The organism is Streptomyces albidoflavus, assembly GCF_000719955.1.
GTDB classification, from domain to species: domain Bacteria; phylum Actinomycetota; class Actinomycetes; order Streptomycetales; family Streptomycetaceae; genus Streptomyces; species Streptomyces albidoflavus.
Map to the genome: position 1 here is coordinate 204,339 of NZ_JOII01000005.1, position 22,857 is coordinate 227,195.

The following is a 22,857-nucleotide window of genomic DNA, read 5'->3' on the forward strand; positions in this document are numbered from 1 at the left end:
CGTCGCACCTCAGTTCCGCCCGGGCGGCACCGGCAGCACACCACCCTCACCCCCACGGGTGAATTCGGTATCGGTTCGCTTACAGGCGGCAACTTCTGTGTGCATGAGCCAGTCAGTTGCAGTGACATACGCAGTGACACCACACGACCCACCCGGGGCGGCACCCGGCTCCGGCGGCCCACCAGGCTCCCCGGAGTCCGCGAGATCCTCCGTCACCCCGGGCGCCACCGGCGGCCCTGACCGAGCCGCCCGCGGACGCCACCTCCGCAGCCCACGCCAGCAGACCCGGGGAGCGCATATGTACATCAGGGGCGACCATGCCGAGCTGGTCGTCGGGGGCCGCCTCGACGTCCGCAGCGCGGCGGACGCCCGGACGGTCCTGCACTCCGCCGTGGACGACGGCGCCGGGGACCTCGTCCTCGACCTGGCCGCCCTCGACTCCTGGGACGCCACCGGGCTCGGCGTCATCATGGGTGCCCACCGCCGCGCCGGCCGCTGCGGCCGCCGCCTCGTCCTGCGCTCCGTACCGCCGCAGATGCAGCGGCTCCTGGTCGCCACCCGCCTCCACCGCATCCTCGCCATCGAGGGCGGCATCGGCCTGGACTCCCTGCCCCGCGCCTGAGCGGCGGGCGGGGAGCGGCGCCGGCCGCCGGGGGACCGGAGAGGGCCAATCCGGGCGTTCCCGAGGGATCAGCGCACAATCCTCATGAGACCGTGACCTCCCGGGCCCCGGACCACCCCGGCTTGTCCTGGATACTGGCCGAAGGCTTATGGTTCGGTCCCGTCCGCTGTCCTCATGCCCGGCGCCCCACGTGTCCGGCGGCAGCGGAGACCCGACGCGCCGCACCGACGCTTTCCGGACCGGGCTGCGGCACCCGCCCCCCGGCCGGACGGGGCGGCGGCCGGGCACGCGGTACGGCACGACGCTATGGGGGCTTCAGCCATGGACCCGAACCACCGGGACCCGCACCAGCGGGGCGACGGCGACCCGCACCGCATACCCGGCGGCCCGCAGCCGGGCGCCGTCGAGCGGCGGCCCCGTCCGCCGCAGGGACCCGACCTCGGCCAGCCCGTGCCGCCCCGGGTGCGCACCGCCGAACTGGTCGCCGGCGGCCACCTCGTCACCGTCAACCCGGTCGACGGCAGCGAGATCGAGGTCTGCCCGCCCGGCCGCCACCCGAGCCCCCCGGTCCGCCGCACCCCCGACGACCGCGCCGCGCTCGCCGCCGCGGCCAGGCCGCCCGCCCCGCCCGGCGTCCCCCGCACCCACCACCGGCTGCTGGAACGCGACCGCGAGCGCGACACCCTCGTCCAGCTCCTCGCCCGGGGCCGCTCCGTCCGCCTCACCGGCTCCCGCGGCTCCGGCCGTACCGTGCTGCTGGACGCCGTCGCCGCCCGCTGCGAGGGGCTCGCCCCCGACGGCGTCGTCCGGCTCGACGGCCACCACCGCACCGCCGACGAGCTGCTGCACGCCCTGTGCGCCGCCGTCCACCTGCTCCCCGCGCACCGTCCGGGCCCAGCCCTCCTCGCCGAACTCGCCGGGGAGATCGGGGCCGTGGTCCTCATCGACGACGCCGAGATCGGCGGCGCCGCCCTCGACTCCTTCCTCGCCGCGACCCCCGAGTGCGCGGTCCTGCTCGCCTGCACCCCCGAGGTGCCGGCGCCGGGTGAGGAGGCCCGCGTCGAGGAGGTCGTCCTCGACGGCATCGGCCGCTCCGGCGGGCTGGCCCTGCTCGCCCAGGGCGCCGGCCGCGCCCTCAGCGACGACGAGGTCTCCTGGGCCGGCGACCTCTGGTTCGAGTCCGAGGGGCTGCCGCTGCGGTTCGTCCAGGCGGGCGCCCTGCTCCACCAACGCGACCTGCTGCGCGAGGAGTCGGGCTCTGCCGAGGCGCCGCTGCCCACCGTCGCCGAGGGCGCCGCCCCCGCCGCCCTGCTCGCCTCCCGGCTCAGCGAGGCGGCCCGCGCCACCCTCGGCTTCGCCTACGCGCTCGGCGGCGAGGTCCCGCACCAGGCCCACCTCCCGGCCCTGGTGGGCGACACCCACGCCGACGCCGCCCTCACCGAACTCCTCGACTGCGGCCTGGTCACCCCGGTCGGCAACCGCTACCGCCTCGCCGCGGGCGTCACCGAGCAGCTCGCCGCCGAGGGGTACGCCGACGAGGGCGAGCGCGCCCACACCGCCGCCCAGCACTACACCTGGTGGACCGGCCACCCCTCGGTCACCCCCGAGCGGGCCGCCGCCGAGTCCGACGCCGTCCTCGCCGCGCTCACCGCCCTCGTCGGCGGCCAGGACCCGGCCCGCCAGGCCACCGCCGTCCTGCTCGCCCGCACCGTCGCGCCGGTCCTCGCCGCGGGGCTCGCCTGGGGCGCCTGGGAGCGGGTGCTGCGCTCCGGCCAGGAGGCCGCCCGCCTCTCCGGCGAGGTCGCCGAGGAGGCGTACTTCCACCACGAGCTGGGCATCCTGGCGCTCTGCCAGGACCGGCTGGACCGGGCCCGCGCCGAGCTGGAGGCCGCCGTCGCGCTGCGCGGCGCCCTCGCCGACAAGCGCGGCACCGTCGCCGGCCGCCGGGCCCTCGCGCTGGTCGCCGACCGCGCGGGGGAGACCGTCCCGGTGACCCGCGCCGTCCTGCCCACGGACGGGCCCCCCGTCCTGCCGCGCCGCGACGGTCTGGGCACCCCGCCCACCGGGTTCCCCCGGACGACACCTGCGGCCGGGGTGACCCGGGTCCAGCCGGCCGCCTCGGCCACCGGGGCGACCGTCGTGGGCGGCCCCGCCGCGACGGCCGCCAAGGACGGCAGACCCGGCCGGGCCGCGGTCACCGGCGCCCGGCGCAACCTGGTCGCGGCCGGAGCGGGCGCCCTGCTCGTCGCGGTCCTCGGCACGGTCGTCACCCTCGGCGCCATCAACGGCGACGACGAGGAGCCCGCCTCCGTCGACCGGGTCACCACCGAGCAGACGACGCCCGAGGACGAGGGCGACGAGGGCACCGAGGCCGAGCGGCCCGCCGACTCCGCCGAGCCCAGCACCGACCCGGGCGAGGACGGCGTCACCGGCACCCCCGACGACCCGATGCCCGGCGACAGCGGCTCGCCCTCGGAATCGGAGTCGGACGAGCCCAGCAGCTCGCCCACCGACCGTCCGACGACCTCCCCCTCGGACCGGCCCACCACCAAGCCGCCGACGACCCCGCCCACCTCGTCGAAGCCGCCGACCACCCCGCCCCCGTCCAGCCCGGACCCGGAGCCCAGCGACACGACCCCGCCCACCGAGGACCCCGACCCCGAGGACCCGGAACCCGGCACCGACAACTCGGCCAGCGGCCCGGCCCCCGAGCCGTCCACGAGCCAGACCTTGTCGTAACCCCGCCGTACAGGAAGAACGCCCCCGGCCGCGAAGCCGGGGGCGTTCTGACTACGTTCCGCATTCGTGCAGGGCACCGAAGGACCGACCCGAGCCGCACTCACGAGGCATTCCCGCACCCCGACATGCCCGCGGTTTGAGCCAAAGGGGCGCGTCGTTGTCGAGGCACCTGTCGCGCGCAGGGAGCGAAGCGAGTGAGCACGTCAGGTGGCTCGACAACGACCTGCTGCGCCCCGGCGGCGAAAGCCGCCTTAAAACAAGCGCAGCTTGTCGTCCTCGATGCCGCGCAGGGCGTTGTAGTCCAGGACCGTGCAGCCGATGCCGCGGTCGGTGGCGAGGACGCGGGCCTGCGGCTTGATCTCCTGGGCGGCGAAGACGCCGCGGACCGGGGCGAGGTGCGGGTCGCGGTTGAGGAGTTCCAGATAGCGGGTCAGCTGCTCCACGCCGTCGATCTCGCCGCGCCGCTTGATCTCGACGGCGACGGTCGCGCCGGAGGCGTCCCGGCAGAGGATGTCGACGGGGCCGATCGCGGTCGGGTACTCGCGCCGGATCAGGGTGTATCCCTCGCCGAGCGTCTCGATCCGGTCGGCCAGCAGCTCCTGGAGGTGGGCCTCCACGCCGTCCTTGATCAGGCCCGGGTCCACGCCGAGTTCATGCGAGGAGTCGTGCAGGACCTCCTCCATGGTGATGACGAGCTTCTCCCCGCCCTTGTTCACCACGGTCCAGACGTTGTCCTCGCCCTCCTTGAGGGTGCACGGCGGCGACATCCAGTTGAGCGGTTTGTACGCCCGGTCGTCCGCGTGGATCGAGACACTCCCGTCGGCCTTCACGAGGATCAGGCGAGGGGCGGAGGGAAGGTGGGCCGTGAGCCTGCCCGCGTAGTCCACGGAGCAGCGGGCGATGACGAGACGCATGGTCGGCAACGCTACTCGACGGGCGGCCCCGGACGCGATTCGCCCGGGAAGCCCCGTTCAAGGCTGGCCGGTTGTGTGCGCATTCTCCTGGTGCGCGCCGGTCTCCTTGCATACCGTGGCAGCGGGAGGTTGCCATGCGTGCACGCTGCGTGTGCGTGAACTCCAGCCCTGTCCGTCAGCCCCCGTCAGACGGGGGTGTGAGAGGAGAACCCATGTCGCTCGACGTCTCACCGGCCCTCTTGGAACAGGCCGAGCGAGGCGAGGTCGACGAAGCCGCCTTCGTCGACTGCGTCCGGACCTCCCTGCCCTACGCATGGGACATGATCAGCAAGCTCGTCGCCCAGCTGAAGGTCGACGGCGGAGAGTTCGCCGACAACCAGACGCCACCGCCGGACGAGCAGGCCCGCGGCCAGCTGCTGCGCGCCCTGGCCAGCGACGCCATCCGGGGGGCGCTCCAGCGTCACTTCGGGGTCCGCCTGGCATTCCAGAACTGCCACCGTGTGGCGGTCTTCCCGCTCTCCTCCGACTCGGACGAGCGGCACGCCCGCTTCACCTCGATCCGGGGGCAGCTGCTCAACCAGTCCCCGGAGCTCAGGGACTGCTGACCCGGCCCCGCCGGAACCGCCTCAGGCGGCGGGTCCGGGCGTGACGCGCATCCGCCGTGCGGCGGCCCTCACCAGGGGCCGCCGCACGGCGCGTTCAGCGCAGCTGCGGCAGTACGTCCCGGCCGAGGCGGCGGATGTTCTCCTCGGTCCCGGCGAGGTCGCCCGACCCCTCCACCATCAGCGCGAACCGGGTGATCCCGGTCGCCTCGGCGGTCGCCGCCAGCCGGTCGGCACAGAGCCGCGGCGGCCCCACCGGATGGATCGAGCAGAGGAACTCGGTGTACGCCACCGGGTCGCGCATCGCCCGCGCCCGCCCGTCGACGGTGACATGGGCGCCCAGGCCCAGCTCGAACCAGCCCGGCATCGCCTTCACCAGCGTCTCGGTGGCCCGTCCCGGCCCGTCCTCGACCTGGGCGACGCCCGCCGAGACGTGCGCGGCCGCCGCGATCTCGTCGCCGTCGCGCCCCGTCTCCCGGGCATGACGCCGCCACAGCGCCACCATCTCTGCCTTCTCGGCGTCCCCGGTGTGCATCCCCAGCAGCATCGGCAGCCCCCGCTCGGCGGCCAGCCGCACGCTCGACGGCGAGGTGCAGGCCACCACCACCTCCGGGCCCGGCAGCCCGTCCAGCGACTCCACCGGGCTCGGCACCACCGCCACCTCCCGGAAGGCGTACCGCCCGCCCTCGGCCGACGCCCCCACCCGTGGCTCGCGCAGCCAGCGCAGCAGCAGGTCCAGCGCTTCCGGGAACCCCTCCTCGAAGGCCGGCAGGCCCGCGCCGAAGACCTCCAGGTCGACCCAGGGGCCACCGCGGCCGACGCCGAGGGTGAACCGGCCGCCGGCGGCGAGGTGGAGCAGGGCCGCCTGCTCGCCGAGGGCGACGGGGTGGGTGGTGGGCAGCACGCTGACCGCGGTGCCCACCCTCACCCGCCGGGTTCTGCCCAGCAGCAGCGCGGCCAGGGTGGCGGCGGAGGGACAGGTGCCGTACGGCACGAAGTGGTGTTCGCCCAGCCAGACGGTGTCGAGGCCGGCCTCCTCCGCCACCTCGGCCGAGCGCACCGCACGGTGCAGGGCCTCGCCCTGACCCTGGCCCGGGAACTGACCACCGAGTACAAAACTTCCCACGTGCATGACGCATCCTGCTTCCTTGGTGCCCGACACGGCACTCCCCCTGCCTGGCAACAACGCCTGACACGTGCCAAAGGCACGGCCTGGCAAGAGGATTGGCGGATTATGGGGATTTCCCGGGGGCACGCACGGCGTACGGAGGGGGCGGGAAGGAGCCTGAAGGGGGCGTGTGGCGCTTCGGCGGGCGCCTGCCGGCGGAGGGGCGGCGCGTAGGCTGTCCGGGAGGCCGTGACCGCCGTACAGCAGATCGTGAGGTGCCCCGTGTCCCCGCGCAAGAACCGCTCCAAGCCCTCCCGCTCCTCCGGGCGGCGAGGCGGCGGCGACGACGAACCGGGCGAGCGGTACGGCTTCCAGTCGGCCGAGAGCTGGCGCGGTGAGCAGTGGTCGGTCCGCCACATCTCCGGCTCGGGCCCCGCCTCCGCGGGCAAGCGCTACCGCTGCCCCGGCTGCGACCAGGAGATCCCCGCCGGGCTGCCGCACGTCGTCGCCTGGCCCGAGCACTCCGGCGTCGACGAGCGGCGCCACTGGCACAAGGCCTGCTGGAACGCGAAGGACCGCCGCACCACGCGGGTGCAGCGGTCCCGGAACGCGCCGCGCTTCTGACCGGCGGGGCGGGCGGCCTCAGACGTCGCGCTTCTCCAGCAGGGCGAAGGCGCCGGCCACCGCCACCAGCGTGATGCCGAGCAGCGCCAGCAGCTGCGGCACGCCGCCGGCCTGGCCGTCGTACATCGCGGTGCCGAAGAGCGCGGAGAGCGAGTTGGGGGCGTTGTACTCCAGCATCGTCTCGCCGATGCCGCGCAGGGCCGGGGAGATCATCAGGAAGGCCGGCATGATCGCCGGGACCAGCACCACGCCGAGCATGGCGGTGATCGCGCCCGCCGAGTGCCGCAGCATCGAACCGACGGCCAGCCCGAGCACGCCGAGCAGCGACACGTAGAGCGAGCCGAGCAGCACCGAGGTGCCCCAGTTCTCGCCCGGACCCGAGGGGATCTCGTTGATCGCGGCGGTGGCCAGCCCCACCACGGTGATCGACACCGCCGAGACCGTGTAGGCCAGCGCGAAGAAGACCAGGAACTTCGCCGCCAGCACCCGGTGCCGCTGCGGGGCCGCCGTGAAGGTGGTGCGGATCATGCCCGTGCCGTACTCCGAGGTGACCACCAGCACGCCCAGCGTGATCAGGCAGATCTGCCCCAGCATCAGCCCGAACAGGGCCGGGATCGTGTACGGCACGTCCGTGTAGGTCTCGCCCGAGGTCTTCCACCCCACCAGCAGGCCGATCCCCACCACCAGCGCCACGAAGACGCAGAGCGTCCACACCGTGGAGCGGACCGAGCGGATCTTCGTCCACTCCGAGGCCAGCGCGTGCCCCAGATGGGTGGGGCGGACCGGGATCGGCGAGGTGTACATCGCGCCGGGCAGCGCGCCCGGCTGCTCCGGCTGCTGGGTCGGGGTCGTCATCGCGGGTCCTCGGTGTCGCTCTTGCTCAGGTCGGGGGCGGCGGGCCGCTCCTGGCGGGGCGGCGGGGGCGCGTACCAGCCGGGCTGGTCCGCGCCCGGCTGCGGCACCGGGAACGGCTCGGGCCCCTGGGCGCCCTCCTCGTGGAGACCGGCCCGCCGGTCGTCGGTGGAGCGGTAGTCCACGGCGCCCTGCGTCAGCCGCATGTACGCCTCCTCCAGCGACGCCTGGTGCGGCGAGAGCTCCCAGAGCCGGACCCCGGCGGTGTGCGCCACGTCGCTGATCCGGGGCAGCGGCAGCCCCGCCACCCGCAGCGCGCCGTCCGGCTCCGGCAGCACCTGGCCGCCCTCCTCGGCCAGCGCCGCCGCCAGCTTCTCGCGCGAGCCCGGCTCGGTGTCCGGTACGCGGACCCGGGCGAACCCGGCGGCGTTGGCGGCGATGAACTCGCGCACGCTCATGTCCGCCATCAGCCGGCCCCGGCCGATCACGATCAGGTGTTCGGCGGTCAGCGCCATCTCGCTCATCAGGTGCGAGGAGACGAAGACCGTGCGGCCCTCGGCCGCCAGCGACTTCATCAGGGTGCGGACCCAGAGGATGCCCTCCGGGTCCAGGCCGTTGACCGGCTCGTCGAAGAGGAGAACCTGCGGGTCGCCGAGGAGCGCCGCCGCGATGCCCAGCCGCTGCCCCATGCCGAGGGAGAACCCCTTCGAGCGGTGGCGCGCCACGTCCTGGAGCCCCACCACGCCCAGCACCTCGTCCACCCGGCGGGCCGGGATGCCGGAGAGCTGCGCGAGGCAGAGCAGGTGGTTGCGGGCCGAGCGGCCGCCGTGCACCGCCTTGGCGTCGAGCAGGGCGCCGACCTGGCGCGGGGCGTTCGGGACGCGGCGGTAGGGGAGGCCGCCGATCGTGACATGGCCGCTGGTGGGCTCGTCCAGGCCGACGATCATGCGCATCGTCGTGGACTTTCCCGAGCCGTTCGGGCCCAGGAAGCCCGTCACCGTGCCGGGCCTCACCTGGAAGGAGAGGTCGTGCACGGCGGTCTTCGCGCCGTAGCGCTTCGTCAGGCCGGTGGCCTCGATCATGTGCTCCCCGCACCCGTCGACAGAGTTCCTTGCCGGGGTTGTCCCCGTCAACGTAAGGAGGATAGTCACCGGCGTTCGGTTCCGGCCAAGCGGAAGTTCCCTCCCGGGGTGGGCTGGGGGTTGGCCTCAAGCGCCGGCCGGGCTGATCGAGGGGTGCTGGTCTGTGCCGACCTCGCGGTCAAGGATGGCCTCAAACGCCGGCCGGGCTGTTGGTAGCCCGGCCGGCGTTTGAGGCCACCCGGTCGATGGCCAGGTTCCGTCTGGCTAGGCGTCGCGGTGGCGGAGTAGGGCGTACCCGAGGGCCAGGGAGGCGATCACCCAGAGGGCCATGATGCCGAGGCCGCCCCAGGGGCCGTAGGGGGTGTCGTCGTTCAGCGGCGCCACCACCTGCATGATCTTCGAGCCGGCCTGGTCGGGGAGGAAGCGGCCGATCTTCTCGGTGGCGGAGACGGCGCCGAGGATGGAGGAGACGAGGAAGAAGAAGGGGACGAGGATGCCGAGGGAGAGCATGGGGGAGCGGAGCATCGCGGCGACGCCCATGGAGAAGACGGCCATGAGGGTCATGTAGAGGGCGGCGCCGATGACGGCCCGCAGCACGCCGGGGTCGCCGATGGAGGCGGAGAGGTTCCCGAGCAGGGCCTGCCCGAGGAAGAAGGTGGCGAAGGTCGTCACCAGGCTCACCAGCAGCGCCAGCACGGTGGCCACCGCGACCTTGCTGAAGAAGAAGGTGCCCCGCTGCGGCACGGCCGCCAGCGACATCCGGATCATGCCGGTGCTGTACTCGTTGGAGACCACCAGCACCCCGAAGACGACCATCGCCAGCTGCCCGAGGCTCAGCCCGGCGAAGCTGATGAAGGTCGGGTCGAAGGTCAGCTGGTCGCGCGGGGAGAGGTTCTCGTACTCGCTCTTGGAGAGGGCGCTGATCAGGGCGCCGAGCCCGATCGTCACCACGGCGGCGAGACCGAGCGTCCACACCGTCGACTGGACCGAGCGGATCTTGGTCCACTCGGAGCGGACCACCTGCGTCACGGCCATCTCAGCCCTTCCTCCGCCGCTGCTCGGGGCCGCCCCAGCCGGCGCCCCACTGGCCCTCGCCCCCACTGGTCGCCCCGCCCCCGGGGGCCGGCCCGCCGCGCACGGCGCCGGGGTCGCCGTCGTGCGCGTGGTACTCCACCGACTCGGCGGTGAGCTGCATGAACGCCTCCTCCAGCGAGGCCTGCCGGGGGCTCAGCTCATGCAGCACCAGCCGCTCCCGGGCCGCCAGCTCGCCCAGCTCCGGGGCCGCCACCCCGTCGACCTCCACCGCCCCGTCGGGGCCGTCCGCCACCGCGATGCCGGCCGCGTGCAGGACGTCCAGCAGCCGCTCCCGTTCGGGGGAGCGCATCGTCACGTAACTGCGGGAGTTCTCCCGGATGAAGTCGGCCATGGAGGTGTCGGCCATCAGCCGGCCCTGGCCGATGACCACCAGGTGTTCGGCGGTCAGCGCCATCTCGCTCATCAGGTGGGAGGAGACGAAGACCGTGCGGCCCTGGTGGGCGAGGGACTTCATGAGGTTCCGGATCCAGTGGATGCCCTCGGGGTCGAGGCCGTTGACCGGCTCGTCGAACATCAGGATGCGCGGATCGCCGAGGAGCGCCCCCGCGATCCCCAGCCGCTGGCCCATGCCGAGCGAGAACCCCTTGGCGCGCTTGCGGGCCACCGGGGTCAGCCCCACCGTGTCCAGCACCTCGGTGACCCGGGAGGCGGGGATGCCGTTGGACTGGGCCAGGCAGAGCAGGTGGTTGTAGGCGGTCCGGCCGCCGTGCATCGCCTTGGCGTCGAGGAGCGCCCCGATCTGCCGCAGCGGATCGTGCAACTGGGCGTAGTGCCGCCCGTCGATGCGGACGTCACCCGCCGACGGTCTGTCCAGCCCGAGGATCATCCGCATCGTGGTGGACTTCCCCGCGCCGTTCGGCCCGAGGAACCCCGTCACGATGCCCGGGCGCACCGTGAACGTCAGATTGTTGACGGCCACCCTCTCGCCGTACCGCTTGGTCAGCCCCGACAGCTCGATCATGCGTCGAGGCTACGGTCCGGGCGCGCGGCCCGCCCGTGGGCTTGGACCGGTTGCCGCAACGGGCAGCGCGAAGCCCCCGCCCCGGACGGACCGGGACGGGGGCGAGGAACGCTGGGCGCTCGGGTCAGCGGGACTGCTGGGCCGGGACGCCGCGCGACGCGGAGTCGTCCTCGGCGGCCGGGGCGCCCGCGGCCGCGACAGCGGCACCCGTGAGGGTGGCCAGCATCTCGCGGACGTTGGTGAGCTGGGCGTTGATCGAGTCGCGGCGGTTGGTGAGCGCCGCCAGCTCGCGCTCGGACTCGCTGCGGATGCGGTCGGCCTTGGCGTTGGCGTCGGCGACGATGTCCTCCGCCTGGCGCTGCGCGGTCTCCACCGTCTGGCGGGCGCGGCGCTCGGCGTCGGTGCGCAGCTTCTCGGCCTCCAGGCGCAGCTGCTCCGCCCGGTGCTCGATCTCCGCGAGACGCTTCTCCGCCTTCGCCTGACGCGAGGCCAGGTCGCGCTCGGACTGCTCGCGGCGCTTGGCGAGGTTGGTCTCGAAGTCCGCGGCGGCCTGGGCGGCCTTGGCGCGGGTCTCCTCGAAGAGGGCGTCGGCCTCCTCGCGCTTCGACTGGGCGTCCTTCTGGGCCTCGGCGCGCAGCGCGCTCGCCTCGCCCTTGGCCTTCTCGACGATGCGGACGCCCTCGTCGTCCGCCTTCGCCTTCCGCTCGGTGGCGAACGCCTCGGCGTCGTTGCGCACCTGCTGGGCGGCGGACTCCGCCAGCTCGCGGTGCTGCTCGGCGGCGCGGCGGGCCTCCTCGCGCAGGTCCTTGGCCTCCTCCTCGGCGAGGCGGAGGATCTTCTCTACCCGGGCGCCCAGACCGGCGTACGACGGCTCGGCGTCGGCCACCTGGGCCTGCGCGTTCTGCGTTTCGAGGTGCAGCTCCTCGATGCGCTTTTCCAGAGCGGTGATGCGGGTGAGGGCGCTGTCACGGTCGGAGACGAGCTTGGAGATGCGTTCGTCCACCTGAGCGCGGTCGTACCCACGCCGCACGAGCTCGAAGCCATAGGGGGAAGTGTCGCTCATGGGGTTCCTGTCGAATGGGACCGGTGAGGTGATAGAGGGAATCCTAGGGGCCAAAGCGGCGTGTCATCGAGCGGATGCCCGTTTGATCTGGAGAATGACACCCCTTTTGGGTGGTCAACGGCGGCAGCTCTTGCCAGATCGGCCCAGAACAGGCCCATTACCGCACCTCCCACGCCCCCGTGTCCGACTTTTCCGCCCCCGTCACCGGGGGAGGCCCCCCGGCGTGTGCTGTGACCCGGCCGTCCGTCCCCGGCGGCCCGTCAGTTGTCGTTCTGTTTGCCACCCGAACGGGAACTCCCCGCCGAGGCCCCCGCCTTGACGCCCGTACCGGAACCGCCCGGAGCCGCCTTGCCGGCCGGCTGGGACTCGAAGCCCTCCAGCGCCTCCAGCACGTCCTGGACGCGGGAGATCTCCTGGTTGATGTCGGCCCGGCGGCGCATCAGCACCTCCAGTTCGCGCTGGCCCTCGGCGACCACCCGCTCGGCCTCCTCCTCGGCCTCGCGCTTGATCTGCTCGGCCTCGCGGATGAGTTCGGCCTTCTTCTGCTCGGCCTCCTTGAGCAGCCCCTCGGCCTTGCGCACCGCGGCGATCCGGACCTTGCCGGCCTCCGAACTGGCGTCCGCCAGCAGCTCCTTGGCGTCGGCCCTGGCCTTCGCCTCCTGCTCCTCGGCCGCCTTGACCAGCGCGTCGCACCGCTCGCCGGCGTTGCGCATCGCCTCCGAGGACTCCCGGCGCGCCCGGTCGTGCAGCTCCTCGATCTCCGCGGTGACCCGCTCGCGCAGCTCCTCGGCGCGCTCGCGGATCGCGGTGGCGTCCCGGCGGGCGCCCACCAGCAGTTCGTCGGCGTCGGCACGGGCCCGCTCCACCAGGCTGTTGCCCTCCACGGTGGCCTCGGCGACCAGCCGCTCCGCCTCCGCGCGGGCCGCGCCCACCATCGAGTCGGCCCGCGACTCGGCCTCCGTCGTCGCCTTCAGCGCCGCCTGCTGCGCCTCGGTGGTCAGCTTCTCCGCCTCGGCGGCCGTCTCGCTCAGCAGCCGGTCGACCTGCTCGGCCGCCTCCGAGCGCCGCTTGTTGGCGTCGGCCCGCGCCTCGTCCAGCGTCCGGTCGGCCTCCGCGCGTGCCTGCGAGGTCAGTTCCTCGGCCGCGGCCAGCGCCTGCGACTCGACCCGCTCGGCCTCCTCGCGGGTCCGCGCGGCCCGCTCCTCGGCCTCCGCCACGGCGCGCGCCGCCTCGGCCCGCAGCCGCTCCGCCTCCTCGGCCGCCTCGGTCACCGTCCGCTCGGCCTCGGCCCGCGCCTCGGCCCGGAGCCGCTCCGCCTCCTCGGCGGAACGCGCCCCCAGCGACTCGGCCTCCGTGGCCGCCTGCGAGACCAGCCGGTCGGCCTGCTCGGCCGCCTCGGTCCGCATCCGGTTGGCGTCCTGGCGGGCCTCCGCCCGCGCCTTCGACGCGTCCGCCTCGGCCGAGGCCAGCGCGTCGGAGGCCTCCGACCGCAGCCGCTGGGCGTAGCTCCCGGCGTCCGCGCGCAGCCGCTCCGACTCGGCCGTCGCCTCCGAGACCGCCGTCTCGGCCAGCGCACGCGCCGTCTCCAGCTCCTCGGCCGCCTCCGACCGCAGCCGCGCCGCGTCCTCGGAGGCCCGCTCCCGCTCCGCGTGCGCGTCGGAACGGACCCGGTCCGCCTCCTCCTGCGCCTCGCCACGGGTGCGCTCCGCGGCGTGCTCCGCCGCCGACCGCAGCCCCGCGATCTCCTCCTGCGCCTGCTCCTGGAGCCCCGCGACGGAGTCCCGGACCTGCTGCGCGGTCGCCTCGGCGGCCGACACCAGCTCGGTGGCGCGGGCGTCCGCCTCCTCGACCAGCCGCGCCGCCTCGGCCTCGGCCTCCTCGACCCGTTTCCGCGCCGAGGCCAGCAGCTCCTCGGACTGCTCGCGGGCCCGCTCGCGCTCCTGCCCGGCCTCGGTACGCGCCGACTCCAGCGCCTCCTCGGCCGAACGCCGCCTGCGGTCCGCCTCCTCCTGGGCGCGCTCCAGCGCCTCGGTGGCCTCCGCCTCCGTACGCTCCGCCGCGCTCGCGGCCTCGGCGCGCAGCCGGTCGGCCGCCTCCTGGGCCTCGGCCTTCAGCCGCTCGGCCTCCTCGGCGGCGTCGGCGCGCAGCCGCACCGCGACCGCCTCGCCCTCGGCCCGTGAGGCCGCCGCCTCCTCGGCCGCGGTCGCGGTGAGCGCCTCGGCCTCCTCGACCGCCTGGTCGCTGAGGGTCCGAGCGCGCTCGGCCGCCTCGGTACGGGTGCGCTCCGCCTCCTCGGCGGCCTCCTTGCGGAGCCGGCCGGCCTCGGCGCGCGCCTCGGTCAGCGCCTCCTCGGCGGCGACGACCCGCTGCTCGGCCTCCTCGCGGAGCCGCACCAGCTCGGTCTCGGCCTCCTCGCGGCGGGCCCGTACGCCTTCCTCGGTCTCCTCGCGCAGCTCCCGCGCGGCCTGCTCGGCCTCCTCGCGGGTCCGGGCGGCGGCCTCCTCGGCCTCCTCGCCCAGCTTCGCCGCCTCGGTGCGGGCCCGCTCCAGGGCGTCGTCGGCCTGCTTGCGCAGGGCCGCCGCCCGCTCCGCGGACTCCGCCCTGGTCCGCTCGCCGTCCGCCTCGCCGGCCTCGCGGGCCTCGGCGGCGTCCTCGCGGGCCTTGGTCAGCAGCTCCTCGGCGGTGGTGGCCGACTCCTCGATCTGCTGGACCGCCTCGCGGCGCGCCTCGGAGCGGATCCGCTCGCCCTCGGCGACCGCCTCGGCGCGCAGCTGCTCGGCCTCGCCGCGCAGCCGCCGGGCCTCCTCCTGGAGCTCGACGGTCTTGGCGCGGTACTCCTTGGTGTCGTCCTTCGCGGCGCCCTTCAGCTCCTCCGCGAGGTCGTGCGCCTCGGCCCGCAGCCGGTCGGCCTCGGCCTCCGCCTCCGAACGCAGCCGCTCGGCCTCCTCGGAGGCGGAGCGCCGGGTCTCCTCCGCGTCCTTCGACGCCTTCTGGAGCACCTCCTCGGCGGTCCTGGCCGCCTTCGCCAGCGCCGCAGCCGAGTCCTCGGCCGCCGCCGCGCGGGCCTTCTCGGCCGCCTCGGAGCGCGCCTTCTCGGCCTCGGCCACCGCGCGCTCGCGCAGCTCCTCCGCCTCCGCGCGGACCGCCTCGGCCTCCTTGGTGGCCTCCTCGACCAGCCGGGCCACCTGCTCCCGCGCCGTCCTGGTCCGCTGCTCGCCGGCGGCCTCGGCGGCCGCCATCCGCTTGGCGGCGGTGGCCTCCGCCTCGGCCACCAGCTTCTCGGAGCGCGAGGTCGCCTCGCGCAGCGCCGTGTCCGCCTCGGACATCCGCTGCTCGGCGGCGCGGGTCAGCTCCGCCGACCTGCGGTGCGCCTGGTCGGCCTCGGAGGCGGTCGACGTGCGCAGCTGCTCGGCGTGGTCGGTGGCCTCCTGGGCCTGCTGGGAGGCGGCGTTCAGCATCCGCTCCGCGTCGGCGCGGGCCCGGCGCAGCAGCGCCTCCGCCTCCGTGCGGGCGTTCTCGGTCTCCTCGCCGAGCCGCCGGCGGGCCTCCTCGGTGAGCCGCTGCGCCTCCGCGCGGGCCGCCGCGAGGGACTGCTCGGCCTGGGCGCGGGACTCGTCGAGGAGGCGCTGGGCCTGCGACTCGGAGCGGGCCCGGAGCTGCTCGGCCCAGGCGACGTTCTCGTTGACGTGGGACTCGACGGTGGCGCGGCGCTCGGCGAGCTCCTGGTCGAGCTGCTGGCGCCGGTTGACCGCCTCGGTGTGCAGCTCCGCCTGGAGGCGGGCCTGCTGCTCGGCGTGCTCCTGGAGGATGCGCTGGGTCTGGGCCCGCACCTCGCGCAGCTCGCGCTCGGCGTCGCTGCGCATCTGGTCGGCCTGGAGCTGGGCGTTCCGCAGCATCTGCTCGGCCTGGTAGCCGAGGTCCGCGGTGTCGTAGGAGTGGGGACGCGTCGCCAGCGCCCGTCGGGCCTCGTGCAGCTTGGCACGCAGAACCTCGACCTGGTAGCCGAGGTCCTCGGCGTGCTGAACGGCCTTCTCCCGGTCGGTCTTCAGCCGGTCCATCTCGGCTTCGAACCGAGAGAGGTGGTCGTCAGCTCGGTGGCGCTCCTGGCCTTCGTAGCCCCGCACTGCGCGGTCCCATCCGTCCCCTGGTCGCGAAAACTCCGAACAACCCCCTCCGCGGACGGACGAGGCTCCCGGGGGAAATGGTGTCAGACCGCCCGCGGGCCCGGACTGCCGCCCGGCGCTGCCGCTCTGAAACCCGGACCCCGGCCCGGCGGCCGCCCGCGTGGAAGCGACGGCCGCCCCCCAACCCTACCGGCCAATCAGGTGTCCGATCAGTGCTCCGCCGACTCCTCGGGCGCGGAGGTGACGAGTTCGGTCAGTACGCCGTGGCAGTCCTTGGGGTGCAGGAAGGTGATCCGGGACCCCATGGAGCCCTTCCGGGGCTCGTCGTAGAGGACCCGGACGCCCTTGTCGCGGATGTCCGCGGCGTCCTGGTCGACGTCGGCGGTGCCGAAGGCGATGTGGTGCACGCCCTCACCGTTCTTGGCCAGCCATTTGCCCACCGCCGAGTCCTCGCGGGTGGGCTCCAGGAGCTGGAGGTAGGAGGCGCCCCCGTCGGAGGTCTCGTTGATCTTCAGCATGGCCTCCCGCACCCCCTGTTCCTCGTTGACCTCGGTGTGGAACACCTCGAAGCCGTAGGTGGAGCGGTAGAACTCGACGGTGGCGTCGAGGTCGTGGCAGGCGATTCCGATGTGGTCGATACGCGTCAGCATGGAGCCAGTGCAGCGCGCCGGGCCCGGTTACGCAACGTGCGCGCGATCACACCGTAAGCCCGGTGACCCCGGGGCGTACCGCTCAGTACATTGACGTAAACCCTCGTTCACTTCGCACCACCGATGCAAAGGGGCCCACGGCCATGACTGGAACCCAGAGCACCACCTCCGTGATCGTCGCCGGCGCGCGTACGCCCATGGGGCGGCTCCTCGGCTCGCTCAAGTCCTTCTCCGGCGCCGACCTCGGCTCGTTCGCGATCAAGGCGGCCCTGGACCGGGCCGGGATCGGCGGCGACCAGGTCCAGTACGTGATCATGGGCCAGGTGCTGACGGCCGGCGCCGGCCAGATCCCCGCCCGCCAGGCCGCCGTCAAGGCCGGCATCCCCATGAACGTGCCCGCCCTGACCATCAACAAGGTGTGCCTCTCGGGCCTGGACGCCATCGCCCTCGCCGACCAGCTGATCCGCGCCGGCGAGTTCGACGTGGTGGTCGCGGGCGGCCAGGAGTCCATGACCAACGCCCCGCACCTGCTGCCCAAGTCCCGCGAGGGCTACAAGTACGGCGCCGTCGAGATGCTCGACGCGATGGCCCACGACGGGCTCACCGACTCCTTCGAGAACATCGCGATGGGCGAGTCGACCGAGAAGCACAACACCCGCCTCGGCATCGCCCGCCCCGAGCAGGACGAGATCGCCGCCCTCTCCCACCAGCGCGCCGCCGCCGCCCAGAAGAACGGCGTCTTCGAGGCCGAGATCACCCCGGTGGAGATCCCGCAGCGCAAGGGCGAGGCGGTCCTCTTCGCCAAGGACGAGGGCATCCGCGCCGAGACCACCGCCGAGTCCCTCGGCAAGCTGCGCCCCGCCTTCGCCAAGGACGGCACCATCACCGCCGGCTCCTCCTCGCAGATCTCCGACGGCGCCGCCGCCGTCGTGGTCATGAGCAAGGCCAAGGCGGAGGAGCTGGGTCTGGAGTGGATCGCCGAGATCGGCGCCCACGGTAATGTCTCCGGCCCCGACAACTCCCTCCAGTCGCAGCCCTCCAACGCCATCGCGCACGCCCTGAAGAAGGACGGCCTGACCGTCGGGGACCTCGACGTGATCGAGATCAACGAGGCGTTCGCCGCCGTCGCCGTCCAGTCCATGAAGGACCTCGGCGTCACCTCCGAGAAGGTCAACGTCAACGGCGGCGCCATCGCGCTCGGCCACCCCATCGGCATGTCCGGCGCCCGCCTCGTCCTCCACCTCGCCCTGGAGCTGAAGCGCCGCGGCGGCGGCATCGGCGCGGCCGCCCTCTGCGGCGGTGGCGGCCAGGGCGACGCCCTGATCGTCCGCGTCCCCAAGAGCTGAACCGCGGCGCGGCCCGGCCCCCTGTGCGAGGGGCCGGGCCGCGTCTTCGATGGGACCCCAAGTCGCCGTACGCCGTGAACGGAGCAGCCATGCAGGACGTCCCCGCCCTCGTCGCCCAGGCCAGGGAGGGCAGGCCGCGGGCTGTGGCCCGGCTGATCTCGCTGGTCGAGGGGGCCTCGCCGCAACTGCGGGACGTCATGGCCGCGCTCGCCCCGCTCACCGGCAACGCCTACGTGGTCGGGCTCACCGGCTCGCCCGGCGTCGGCAAGTCGACCACCACCTCCGCGCTGGTCAGCGCCTACCGGGCGGCCGGGAAGCGGGTCGCGGTGCTCGCCGTCGACCCGTCCTCGCCGTTCTCCGGGGGCGCGCTGCTCGGCGACCGCATCCGGATGTCCGACCACGCCTCCGACCCCGGTGTCTACATCCGCTCCATGGCCACCCGCGGCCACCTCGGCGGGCTCGCCTGGGCCGCGCCGCAGGCGATCCGCGTCCTGGACGCGGCCGGGTTCGACCTGGTCCTCGTCGAGACCGTCGGCGTCGGGCAGTCCGAGGTGGAGATCGCCGCCCAGGCCGACACCAGCGTGGTGCTGCTGGCGCCCGGCATGGGGGACGGCATCCAGGCGGCCAAGGCCGGAATCCTGGAGATCGGCGACCTGTACGTGGTCAACAAGGCCGACCGGGACGGGGCCGACGCCACCGCCCGGGAGCTGAACCACATGCTGGGGCTCGGGGAGGCGCGCTCCGCCGGGGACTGGCGGCCGCCGATCGTGAAGACCGTGGCGGCCAAGGGGGTGGGGGTCGACGACCTGGTCGACGCCCTGGAGAAGCACCGGGGGTGGATGGAGGAGCGGGGGGTGCTCGCCGAGCGGCGGGTGGCCCGTGCCGCCCGGGAGGTCGAGACGATCGCGGTCACCGCTCTGCGGTCGCGGATCGCCGATCTCTCCGGGGATGCGCGGACCGGGGCGCTGGCCGGGCGGGTCGTGGGGGGTGAGCTTTCGCCGTATGCGGCGGCGGATGTGCTGCTCGACGCGATCGCGCCCAGGGCGCTCGGGGCGCCCGAGGAGTCGGCCGGCGGCTGAGGCTCGGTTCGACCGTGCCGGTCAGAGACGGCCTCAAGCGCCGGCCGGGCTGGAACTGTGGCCTCAAGCGCCGGCCGGGCTGGATTTTGCCGGGCTGGGCTGAGAGTTCCGCGCCCTACTCGATCTCGCTCGGTGTGGGTGCCGGAGTGTGGCCCGCCTGGACCTCTTCGAGGCGTTGGGTGCCGTGTTGTACGGCGTTCTTGGTGGTGGGGGCGTCGGCGCCGTCGAGGCCGCCGTTCGTGACGGTGAAGGCGTCGGTGCCGATGCGGACGGCGGCGACGTCGAGGGTCAGGGTGAGGGGGGTGCCCTCGTTCTCGCCCTTGAGCTGGACCTTGAGGCCCTGGCGGGCGTCGCCCTCGTCGGGGAGGGAGGTCTCGGTGACCTCGACGGTGCGGCGGCCGCCCTTGCCGCCGGTGACGGTGAAGGTGTCGCAGGTCTCGGGGAGCGAGGCGAGCCACTTCATCGAGGCGTCCAGGGTCTTCTTGTCGTACCCCGCGACCTGGTAGAGGAGGCGGGAGTCGCCCTGTTCGAAGCCGGCCAGCGCGGTCGGGCCCGAGGGCTTGCCGAGCAGGGTGTCGTCGTACAGGGCGTCCACCAGGCGCTGGCACTCCTTGGCGTCGCTCCTGCCCGTGACGAACTGGGCGGCGTCGACCTCGCCGAGGAGCAGGGAGTCCCGCCAGGACTGCGGCGGGGCCTGGGACTTCTGCCACTGCTCCTCGATGTCCGCCTCGGTGATCAGGGCGTTCCGCGCGCCCTCCTCGGTGAGACGGGACGACGGGGAGGGCGACGGGCCGCGCTCCAGGTGGTGGGCGGGGGCGGCGGCGCTCTCGCGGGCGGCCGGGGCCTCCTGCCCGCCGGAGCAGGCCGCCGTGGCGAGCAGGGTCCCCGCGGCCAGGGCGGTGGCCAGGGCGCGCGAGGAGCGGTGCGGGCGGGAGGCGGGACGGGGGCGGTGCGTGGTCATGGGCGCCTTTCTGGGGCCGGGCCGGTCCACCCGGTGGCCTGCGTGCCCCGGGCGCCCCCCTGCACCCCCTCAGCGGACCACCCTCCGGCCGGGCCGACCAGCGTGGCGGGGCCGGACGGGCGAAGCGCCGCGCCGTACCCGGCCCGCCCGGCGGGTCAGCCCTCGCGGGAGGCGCGCGGGGTGTCCAGCGGCACGGTCCAGTCGGCCTCGCCGACCTCGACCTCCCAGCGCCCGTCGTCGAACTCCACCGAGGTCACCGCGCCGTCCACGGCGGCTGCCGCGTCCCGTGCGGAGACCTTGGCACCCTGGACGGCCTTCAGCTCGGCCGCCGCGTCGTCCTCGTCCCGGTCGGTCTCGGTCCGGACGACCTTGCCGGTGGTCGAGTCGACCTCGATCTCGTGGACGGTGGAGCCGCCGGTGGCGACCTCGACCTCCCAGCGGCGGTCCCCGTCGTCGTCCAGGTCGGCCGAGAGCACCGTCCCGGAGGTGTGGTTCAGCGCCGCCGCGATGGCCTGCGCCACGGTGACGTTCCCCGGGTCGGCCGCGGCGCCCTTGTCGTTCCGCTGGTCGTCCTGGTCGTCCTTGGCGTCGTCGCGGTCGTCGTCCTTTGCGTCCCGCTGGTCGTCCCGGTCGTCGTCCTTCGCGTCCTGGTCGTCGTCCCGGTCCGCCGGGGCGGTGGACTCCTGGCCGGAGACGAGGCTGACGCGGTCGGCGGGGGAGGCGGTGGCGGGGGCGTCGTCGCCGGAGCTGACGGCGACCGCGGCCGCGCCTCCGCCGATCACGGCGACGGCGGTCAGGGCGGCGATGACGGCATTGCGCTTCATGGCGGGTTCCTCCCGAAAGGCAGTGGTCTGCGGTACGGACAACACTGTGGCCGCCGGAGGCTGAAGCCTCGCTGAAGCAGCCTGAAGCGGACTTCAGGTTGGCTCTGCGAGTCTTGGCCCATGCGCCTGTTGATCGTGGAGGACGAGAAGCGGCTGGCCCTGTCCCTGGCGAAGGGACTGACCGCCGAGGGATACGCCGTGGACGTCGTCCATGACGGGCTGGAGGGACTGCACCGGGCCAGCGAGAGCCCGTACGACCTGCTGGTCCTGGACATCATGCTGCCCGGCATGAACGGCTACCGGGTCTGCGCCGCCCTGCGCGCCGCCGGGAACGACGTGCCGATCCTGATGCTGACCGCCAAGGACGGCGAGTACGACGAGGCCGAGGGGCTCGACACGGGCGCCGACGACTACCTGACCAAGCCCTTCAGCTACGTGGTGCTGGTCGCCCGGGTGCGCGCCCTGCTGCGCCGCCGCGCGGGGGCCGGTGCCTCCCCGGTGCACACCGTCGGCGGGCTGCGCGTCGACACGGCGGCCCGGCGGGTCCAGCGGGACGGCGAGGAGGTCACGCTGACCGCCAAGGAGTTCGCGGTGCTGGAGCAACTGGTGCTGCGCGCGGGCGAGGTGGTCTCCAAGGCCGACATCCTGGAACACGTCTGGGACTTCGCCTACGACGGCGACCCCAACATCGTCGAGGTCTACATCAGCGCCCTGCGCCGCAAGCTCGGCGCCCAGGCCATCCGGACCGTGCGCGGCATGGGATACCGGCTGGAGGCCGGCCGGTGAAGCGGCTCTTCGGCTCGGTACGGGCCCAGGCGACCATCGGCGCGACCCTGGTGGTGGCCGTCGCGCTGATCGCGGCCGGCACCGCGGTCCTGCTGTCGCTGCGCTCCAATCTCATCCAGGAGGCCGCCGCCCAGGCCGACGCCACCGCCCGCCAGGTCGCCTCGAAGGTGGCCGCGCGCACCGCGTACGAGGACCTGGACCTGCCCGACGACGAGGACCGGCCGGTCCAGGTGGTCGACTCCAGGGGCCGGCTGCTCGCCGTCAGCGAGGACCTGGAGCGGATCAGCGGGACCGGCACCGACGCGGTCCGCCCCGACCCCGAGGCGCTGCGCGAGCCGGGCGGCGGGAACGACGACGATGACGACGGGGAGCGGCTGGAGGCCGGGGAGATCTCCGACGAGGTCGAGCGCGGCGAGGGCACCGCCACCGTCGACGGCCACACCGCCGACTACCGCTTCTCGGCGGTCGAGGTGGAGAACGACGACGACCGCCTCACCGTCTGGGCCGGGGCCCCGCTCGCCGCCGAGCAGGGCGCGGTGAGCACCGCCCAGACCGTCATGCTGATCGGCCTGCCGCTGCTGCTCGTGGTGGTCGCCGGGGTCACCTGGGGCGTGACCGGACGGGCCCTCAAGCCGGTGGAGGGTATCCGCCGCGAGATGGCCGCCATCACCGCCTCGGAGGATCTGGGGCGCCGGGTCCCCGAACCCTCCACCCACGACGAGGTGGCCCGCCTCGCCCGCACCACCAACGCCACCCTCACCGCCCTGGAGGCCTCCGTCGAGCGCCAGCGCAGCTTCGTCGCCGACGCCTCGCACGAGCTGCGCAGCCCCATCGCCTCCCTCCGCACCCAGCTGGAGGTCGGCCTCGCCCACCCCGAACTGCTGGACGTGGCCGGCGCCGTGGAGGACACCGTACGGCTCCAGGCGCTCGCCGCCGACCTGCTGCTCCTGGCCAGGCTGGACGCGGGGGAGCGGCCCACCGGCGGGCGGCTGGACCTCGGGGCGCTGGTGCGCGAGGAGGTCTCGCAGCGGGTCGGCGACCGGCTGCCGGTGACCGTGCACGGCCGGGCCGGGCTGGAGGTGGCCGGATCGCGCGGCCAGCTCGCCCGGGTCGTCGGCAACCTGGTCGACAACGCCCAGCGGCACGCCGCCTCGCGGGTGGAGGTGCGGGTGCGCACCGACGGGCCCGAGGCGGTCGTCTCGGTCGCCGACGACGGGTCCGGGGTCCCCGAGCCGGAACGGGAGCGGATCTTCGAGCGGTTCGTCCGCCTCGACGACGCCCGCAGCCGCGACGACGGCGGCGCCGGCCTCGGCCTCGCCATCGCCCGCGACGTGGCCGCCCGGCACGGCGGCACGCTGCGCGTCCGCGAGGCCCCGGAGGGCGGCGCCCTCTTCGAACTGCGGCTGCCCCGGCCGGCGGACTAGG

General features: G+C 74.4%; 19 protein-coding genes. 8 read left to right on the forward strand and 11 right to left on the reverse strand.

The features are described 5' to 3' along the window. The first annotated feature begins 298 nt into the window (after positions 1–298). A complete protein-coding gene (locus tag IF45_RS0107500) occupies positions 299–622 on the forward strand; it encodes an STAS domain-containing protein (RefSeq protein WP_003950893.1) in 324 nt (107 codons plus the stop codon). 321 nt (positions 623–943) lie between these two features. Continuing rightward, positions 944–3,361 (forward strand): P-loop NTPase family protein, encoded by a 2,418-nt coding sequence (locus tag IF45_RS0107505; protein WP_030306362.1) that lies wholly within the window; start codon positions 944–946, stop codon positions 3,359–3,361. Positions 3,362–3,612: 251 nt separating this feature from the next. Here IF45_RS0107505 and nucS read toward each other — a convergent pair whose 3' ends face one another. Beyond that, positions 3,613–4,275, reverse strand: coding sequence for an endonuclease NucS (nucS, locus tag IF45_RS0107510; RefSeq protein ID WP_003950895.1), 663 nt, complete (start codon positions 4,273–4,275; stop codon positions 3,613–3,615). A gap of 212 nt (positions 4,276–4,487) precedes the next feature. Here nucS and IF45_RS0107515 point away from each other — a divergent pair, with 212 nt between their 5' ends. Continuing rightward, positions 4,488–4,880, forward strand: coding sequence for an SCO5389 family protein (locus IF45_RS0107515; protein ID WP_003950896.1), 393 nt, complete (start codon positions 4,488–4,490; stop codon positions 4,878–4,880). Between the two features lie 94 nt (positions 4,881–4,974). On the opposite strand, the gene IF45_RS0107520 is transcribed toward IF45_RS0107515, so the two are convergent. Next, positions 4,975–6,009, reverse strand: coding sequence for an LLM class flavin-dependent oxidoreductase (locus IF45_RS0107520; RefSeq protein ID WP_030306368.1), 1,035 nt, complete (start codon positions 6,007–6,009; stop codon positions 4,975–4,977). 258 nt (positions 6,010–6,267) lie between these two features. Between IF45_RS0107520 and IF45_RS0107525 the strand changes: the two genes are divergently transcribed. Beyond that, on the forward strand, positions 6,268–6,609 hold the full coding sequence (locus IF45_RS0107525; RefSeq protein WP_003950899.1) for an Rv1322 family protein: 342 nt from the start codon (positions 6,268–6,270) through the stop codon (positions 6,607–6,609). Between the two features lie 18 nt (positions 6,610–6,627). On the opposite strand, the gene IF45_RS0107530 is transcribed toward IF45_RS0107525, so the two are convergent. From IF45_RS0107530 to mce, 7 genes are all read right to left on the reverse strand, one after another. Further along, positions 6,628–7,464, reverse strand: coding sequence for an ABC transporter permease (locus IF45_RS0107530; protein WP_008409337.1), 837 nt, complete (start codon positions 7,462–7,464; stop codon positions 6,628–6,630). Beyond that, positions 7,461–8,543 carry an ABC transporter ATP-binding protein gene (locus IF45_RS0107535; RefSeq protein ID WP_008409338.1) on the reverse strand — a complete coding sequence of 361 codons (1,083 nt, stop codon included), beginning with the start codon at positions 8,541–8,543 and terminating at the stop codon, positions 7,461–7,463. The genes IF45_RS0107530 and IF45_RS0107535 overlap by 4 nt, the downstream gene beginning before the upstream one ends. 264 nt (positions 8,544–8,807) lie before the next feature. After that, entirely contained in the window at positions 8,808–9,578 is a 771-nt protein-coding gene (locus IF45_RS0107540) for an ABC transporter permease (RefSeq protein WP_030306371.1), read from the reverse strand. 1 nt (position 9,579) lies between these two features. Next, positions 9,580–10,599 (reverse strand): ABC transporter ATP-binding protein, encoded by a 1,020-nt coding sequence (locus tag IF45_RS0107545; protein ID WP_030306372.1) that lies wholly within the window; start codon positions 10,597–10,599, stop codon positions 9,580–9,582. 124 nt (positions 10,600–10,723) lie between these two features. Then, positions 10,724–11,662, reverse strand: a complete 939-nt coding sequence (locus IF45_RS0107550; protein WP_003950904.1) for a coiled-coil domain-containing protein — start codon at positions 11,660–11,662, stop codon at positions 10,724–10,726. A gap of 260 nt (positions 11,663–11,922) precedes the next feature. Further along, positions 11,923–15,786, reverse strand: a complete 3,864-nt coding sequence (scy, locus tag IF45_RS0107555) for a polarized growth protein Scy (RefSeq protein WP_030306375.1) — start codon at positions 15,784–15,786, stop codon at positions 11,923–11,925. Between the two features lie 209 nt (positions 15,787–15,995). Next, positions 15,996–16,436: a methylmalonyl-CoA epimerase gene (gene mce, locus IF45_RS0107560; protein ID WP_003950906.1), complete on the reverse strand. Its 441-nt coding sequence runs from the start codon at positions 16,434–16,436 to the stop codon at positions 15,996–15,998. A 143-nt stretch (positions 16,437–16,579) separates the two neighbouring features. On the opposite strand from mce, the gene IF45_RS0107565 reads away from it, so the two are divergent. Together IF45_RS0107565 and meaB are read left to right on the forward strand one after the other, a co-directional pair. Continuing rightward, a complete protein-coding gene (locus IF45_RS0107565) occupies positions 16,580–17,782 on the forward strand; it encodes an acetyl-CoA C-acetyltransferase (RefSeq protein ID WP_030306378.1) in 1,203 nt (400 codons plus the stop codon). An 89-nt stretch (positions 17,783–17,871) separates the two neighbouring features. After that, on the forward strand, positions 17,872–18,861 hold the full coding sequence (gene meaB, locus IF45_RS0107570; RefSeq protein WP_030306380.1) for a methylmalonyl Co-A mutase-associated GTPase MeaB: 990 nt from the start codon (positions 17,872–17,874) through the stop codon (positions 18,859–18,861). A gap of 115 nt (positions 18,862–18,976) precedes the next feature. On the opposite strand, the gene IF45_RS0107575 is transcribed toward meaB, so the two are convergent. Continuing rightward, complete coding sequence (locus IF45_RS0107575; protein WP_030306381.1) at positions 18,977–19,822, reverse strand: hypothetical protein; 846 nt, start codon at positions 19,820–19,822, stop codon at positions 18,977–18,979. Positions 19,823–19,977: 155 nt separating this feature from the next. Then, entirely contained in the window at positions 19,978–20,646 is a 669-nt protein-coding gene (locus tag IF45_RS0107580; RefSeq protein WP_030306383.1) for a PepSY domain-containing protein, read from the reverse strand. 120 nt (positions 20,647–20,766) lie between these two features. On the opposite strand from IF45_RS0107580, the gene IF45_RS0107585 reads away from it, so the two are divergent. Then, positions 20,767–21,432 carry a response regulator transcription factor gene (locus tag IF45_RS0107585; RefSeq protein ID WP_008407901.1) on the forward strand — a complete coding sequence of 222 codons (666 nt, stop codon included), beginning with the start codon at positions 20,767–20,769 and terminating at the stop codon, positions 21,430–21,432. After that, entirely contained in the window at positions 21,429–22,856 is a 1,428-nt protein-coding gene (locus tag IF45_RS0107590; protein ID WP_010642197.1) for a sensor histidine kinase, read from the forward strand. The genes IF45_RS0107585 and IF45_RS0107590 overlap by 4 nt, the downstream gene beginning before the upstream one ends. Position 22,857 lies beyond the last annotated feature (1 nt).

Coding starts and splice junctions, on each gene's coding strand:
- nucS (WP_003950895.1), bottom strand. CDS start 4,275: ATGCGTCTCGTCATCGCCCGCTGCTCCGTGGACTACGCGGGCAGGCTC.
- IF45_RS0107500 (WP_003950893.1), top strand. CDS start 299: ATGTACATCAGGGGCGACCATGCCGAGCTGGTCGTCGGGGGCCGCCTC.
- IF45_RS0107530 (WP_008409337.1), bottom strand. CDS start 7,464: ATGACGACCCCGACCCAGCAGCCGGAGCAGCCGGGCGCGCTGCCCGGC.
- IF45_RS0107520 (WP_030306368.1), bottom strand. CDS start 6,009: ATGCACGTGGGAAGTTTTGTACTCGGTGGTCAGTTCCCGGGCCAGGGT.
- IF45_RS0107545 (WP_030306372.1), bottom strand. CDS start 10,599: ATGATCGAGCTGTCGGGGCTGACCAAGCGGTACGGCGAGAGGGTGGCC.
- IF45_RS0107540 (WP_030306371.1), bottom strand. CDS start 9,578: ATGGCCGTGACGCAGGTGGTCCGCTCCGAGTGGACCAAGATCCGCTCG.
- IF45_RS0107535 (WP_008409338.1), bottom strand. CDS start 8,543: ATGATCGAGGCCACCGGCCTGACGAAGCGCTACGGCGCGAAGACCGCC.
- IF45_RS0107565 (WP_030306378.1), top strand. CDS start 16,580: ATGACTGGAACCCAGAGCACCACCTCCGTGATCGTCGCCGGCGCGCGT.
- mce (WP_003950906.1), bottom strand. CDS start 16,436: ATGCTGACGCGTATCGACCACATCGGAATCGCCTGCCACGACCTCGAC.
- IF45_RS0107505 (WP_030306362.1), top strand. CDS start 944: ATGGACCCGAACCACCGGGACCCGCACCAGCGGGGCGACGGCGACCCG.
- IF45_RS0107580 (WP_030306383.1), bottom strand. CDS start 20,646: ATGAAGCGCAATGCCGTCATCGCCGCCCTGACCGCCGTCGCCGTGATC.
- meaB (WP_030306380.1), top strand. CDS start 17,872: ATGCAGGACGTCCCCGCCCTCGTCGCCCAGGCCAGGGAGGGCAGGCCG.
- IF45_RS0107550 (WP_003950904.1), bottom strand. CDS start 11,662: ATGAGCGACACTTCCCCCTATGGCTTCGAGCTCGTGCGGCGTGGGTAC.
- IF45_RS0107585 (WP_008407901.1), top strand. CDS start 20,767: ATGCGCCTGTTGATCGTGGAGGACGAGAAGCGGCTGGCCCTGTCCCTG.
- IF45_RS0107575 (WP_030306381.1), bottom strand. CDS start 19,822: ATGACCACGCACCGCCCCCGTCCCGCCTCCCGCCCGCACCGCTCCTCG.
- IF45_RS0107515 (WP_003950896.1), top strand. CDS start 4,488: ATGTCGCTCGACGTCTCACCGGCCCTCTTGGAACAGGCCGAGCGAGGC.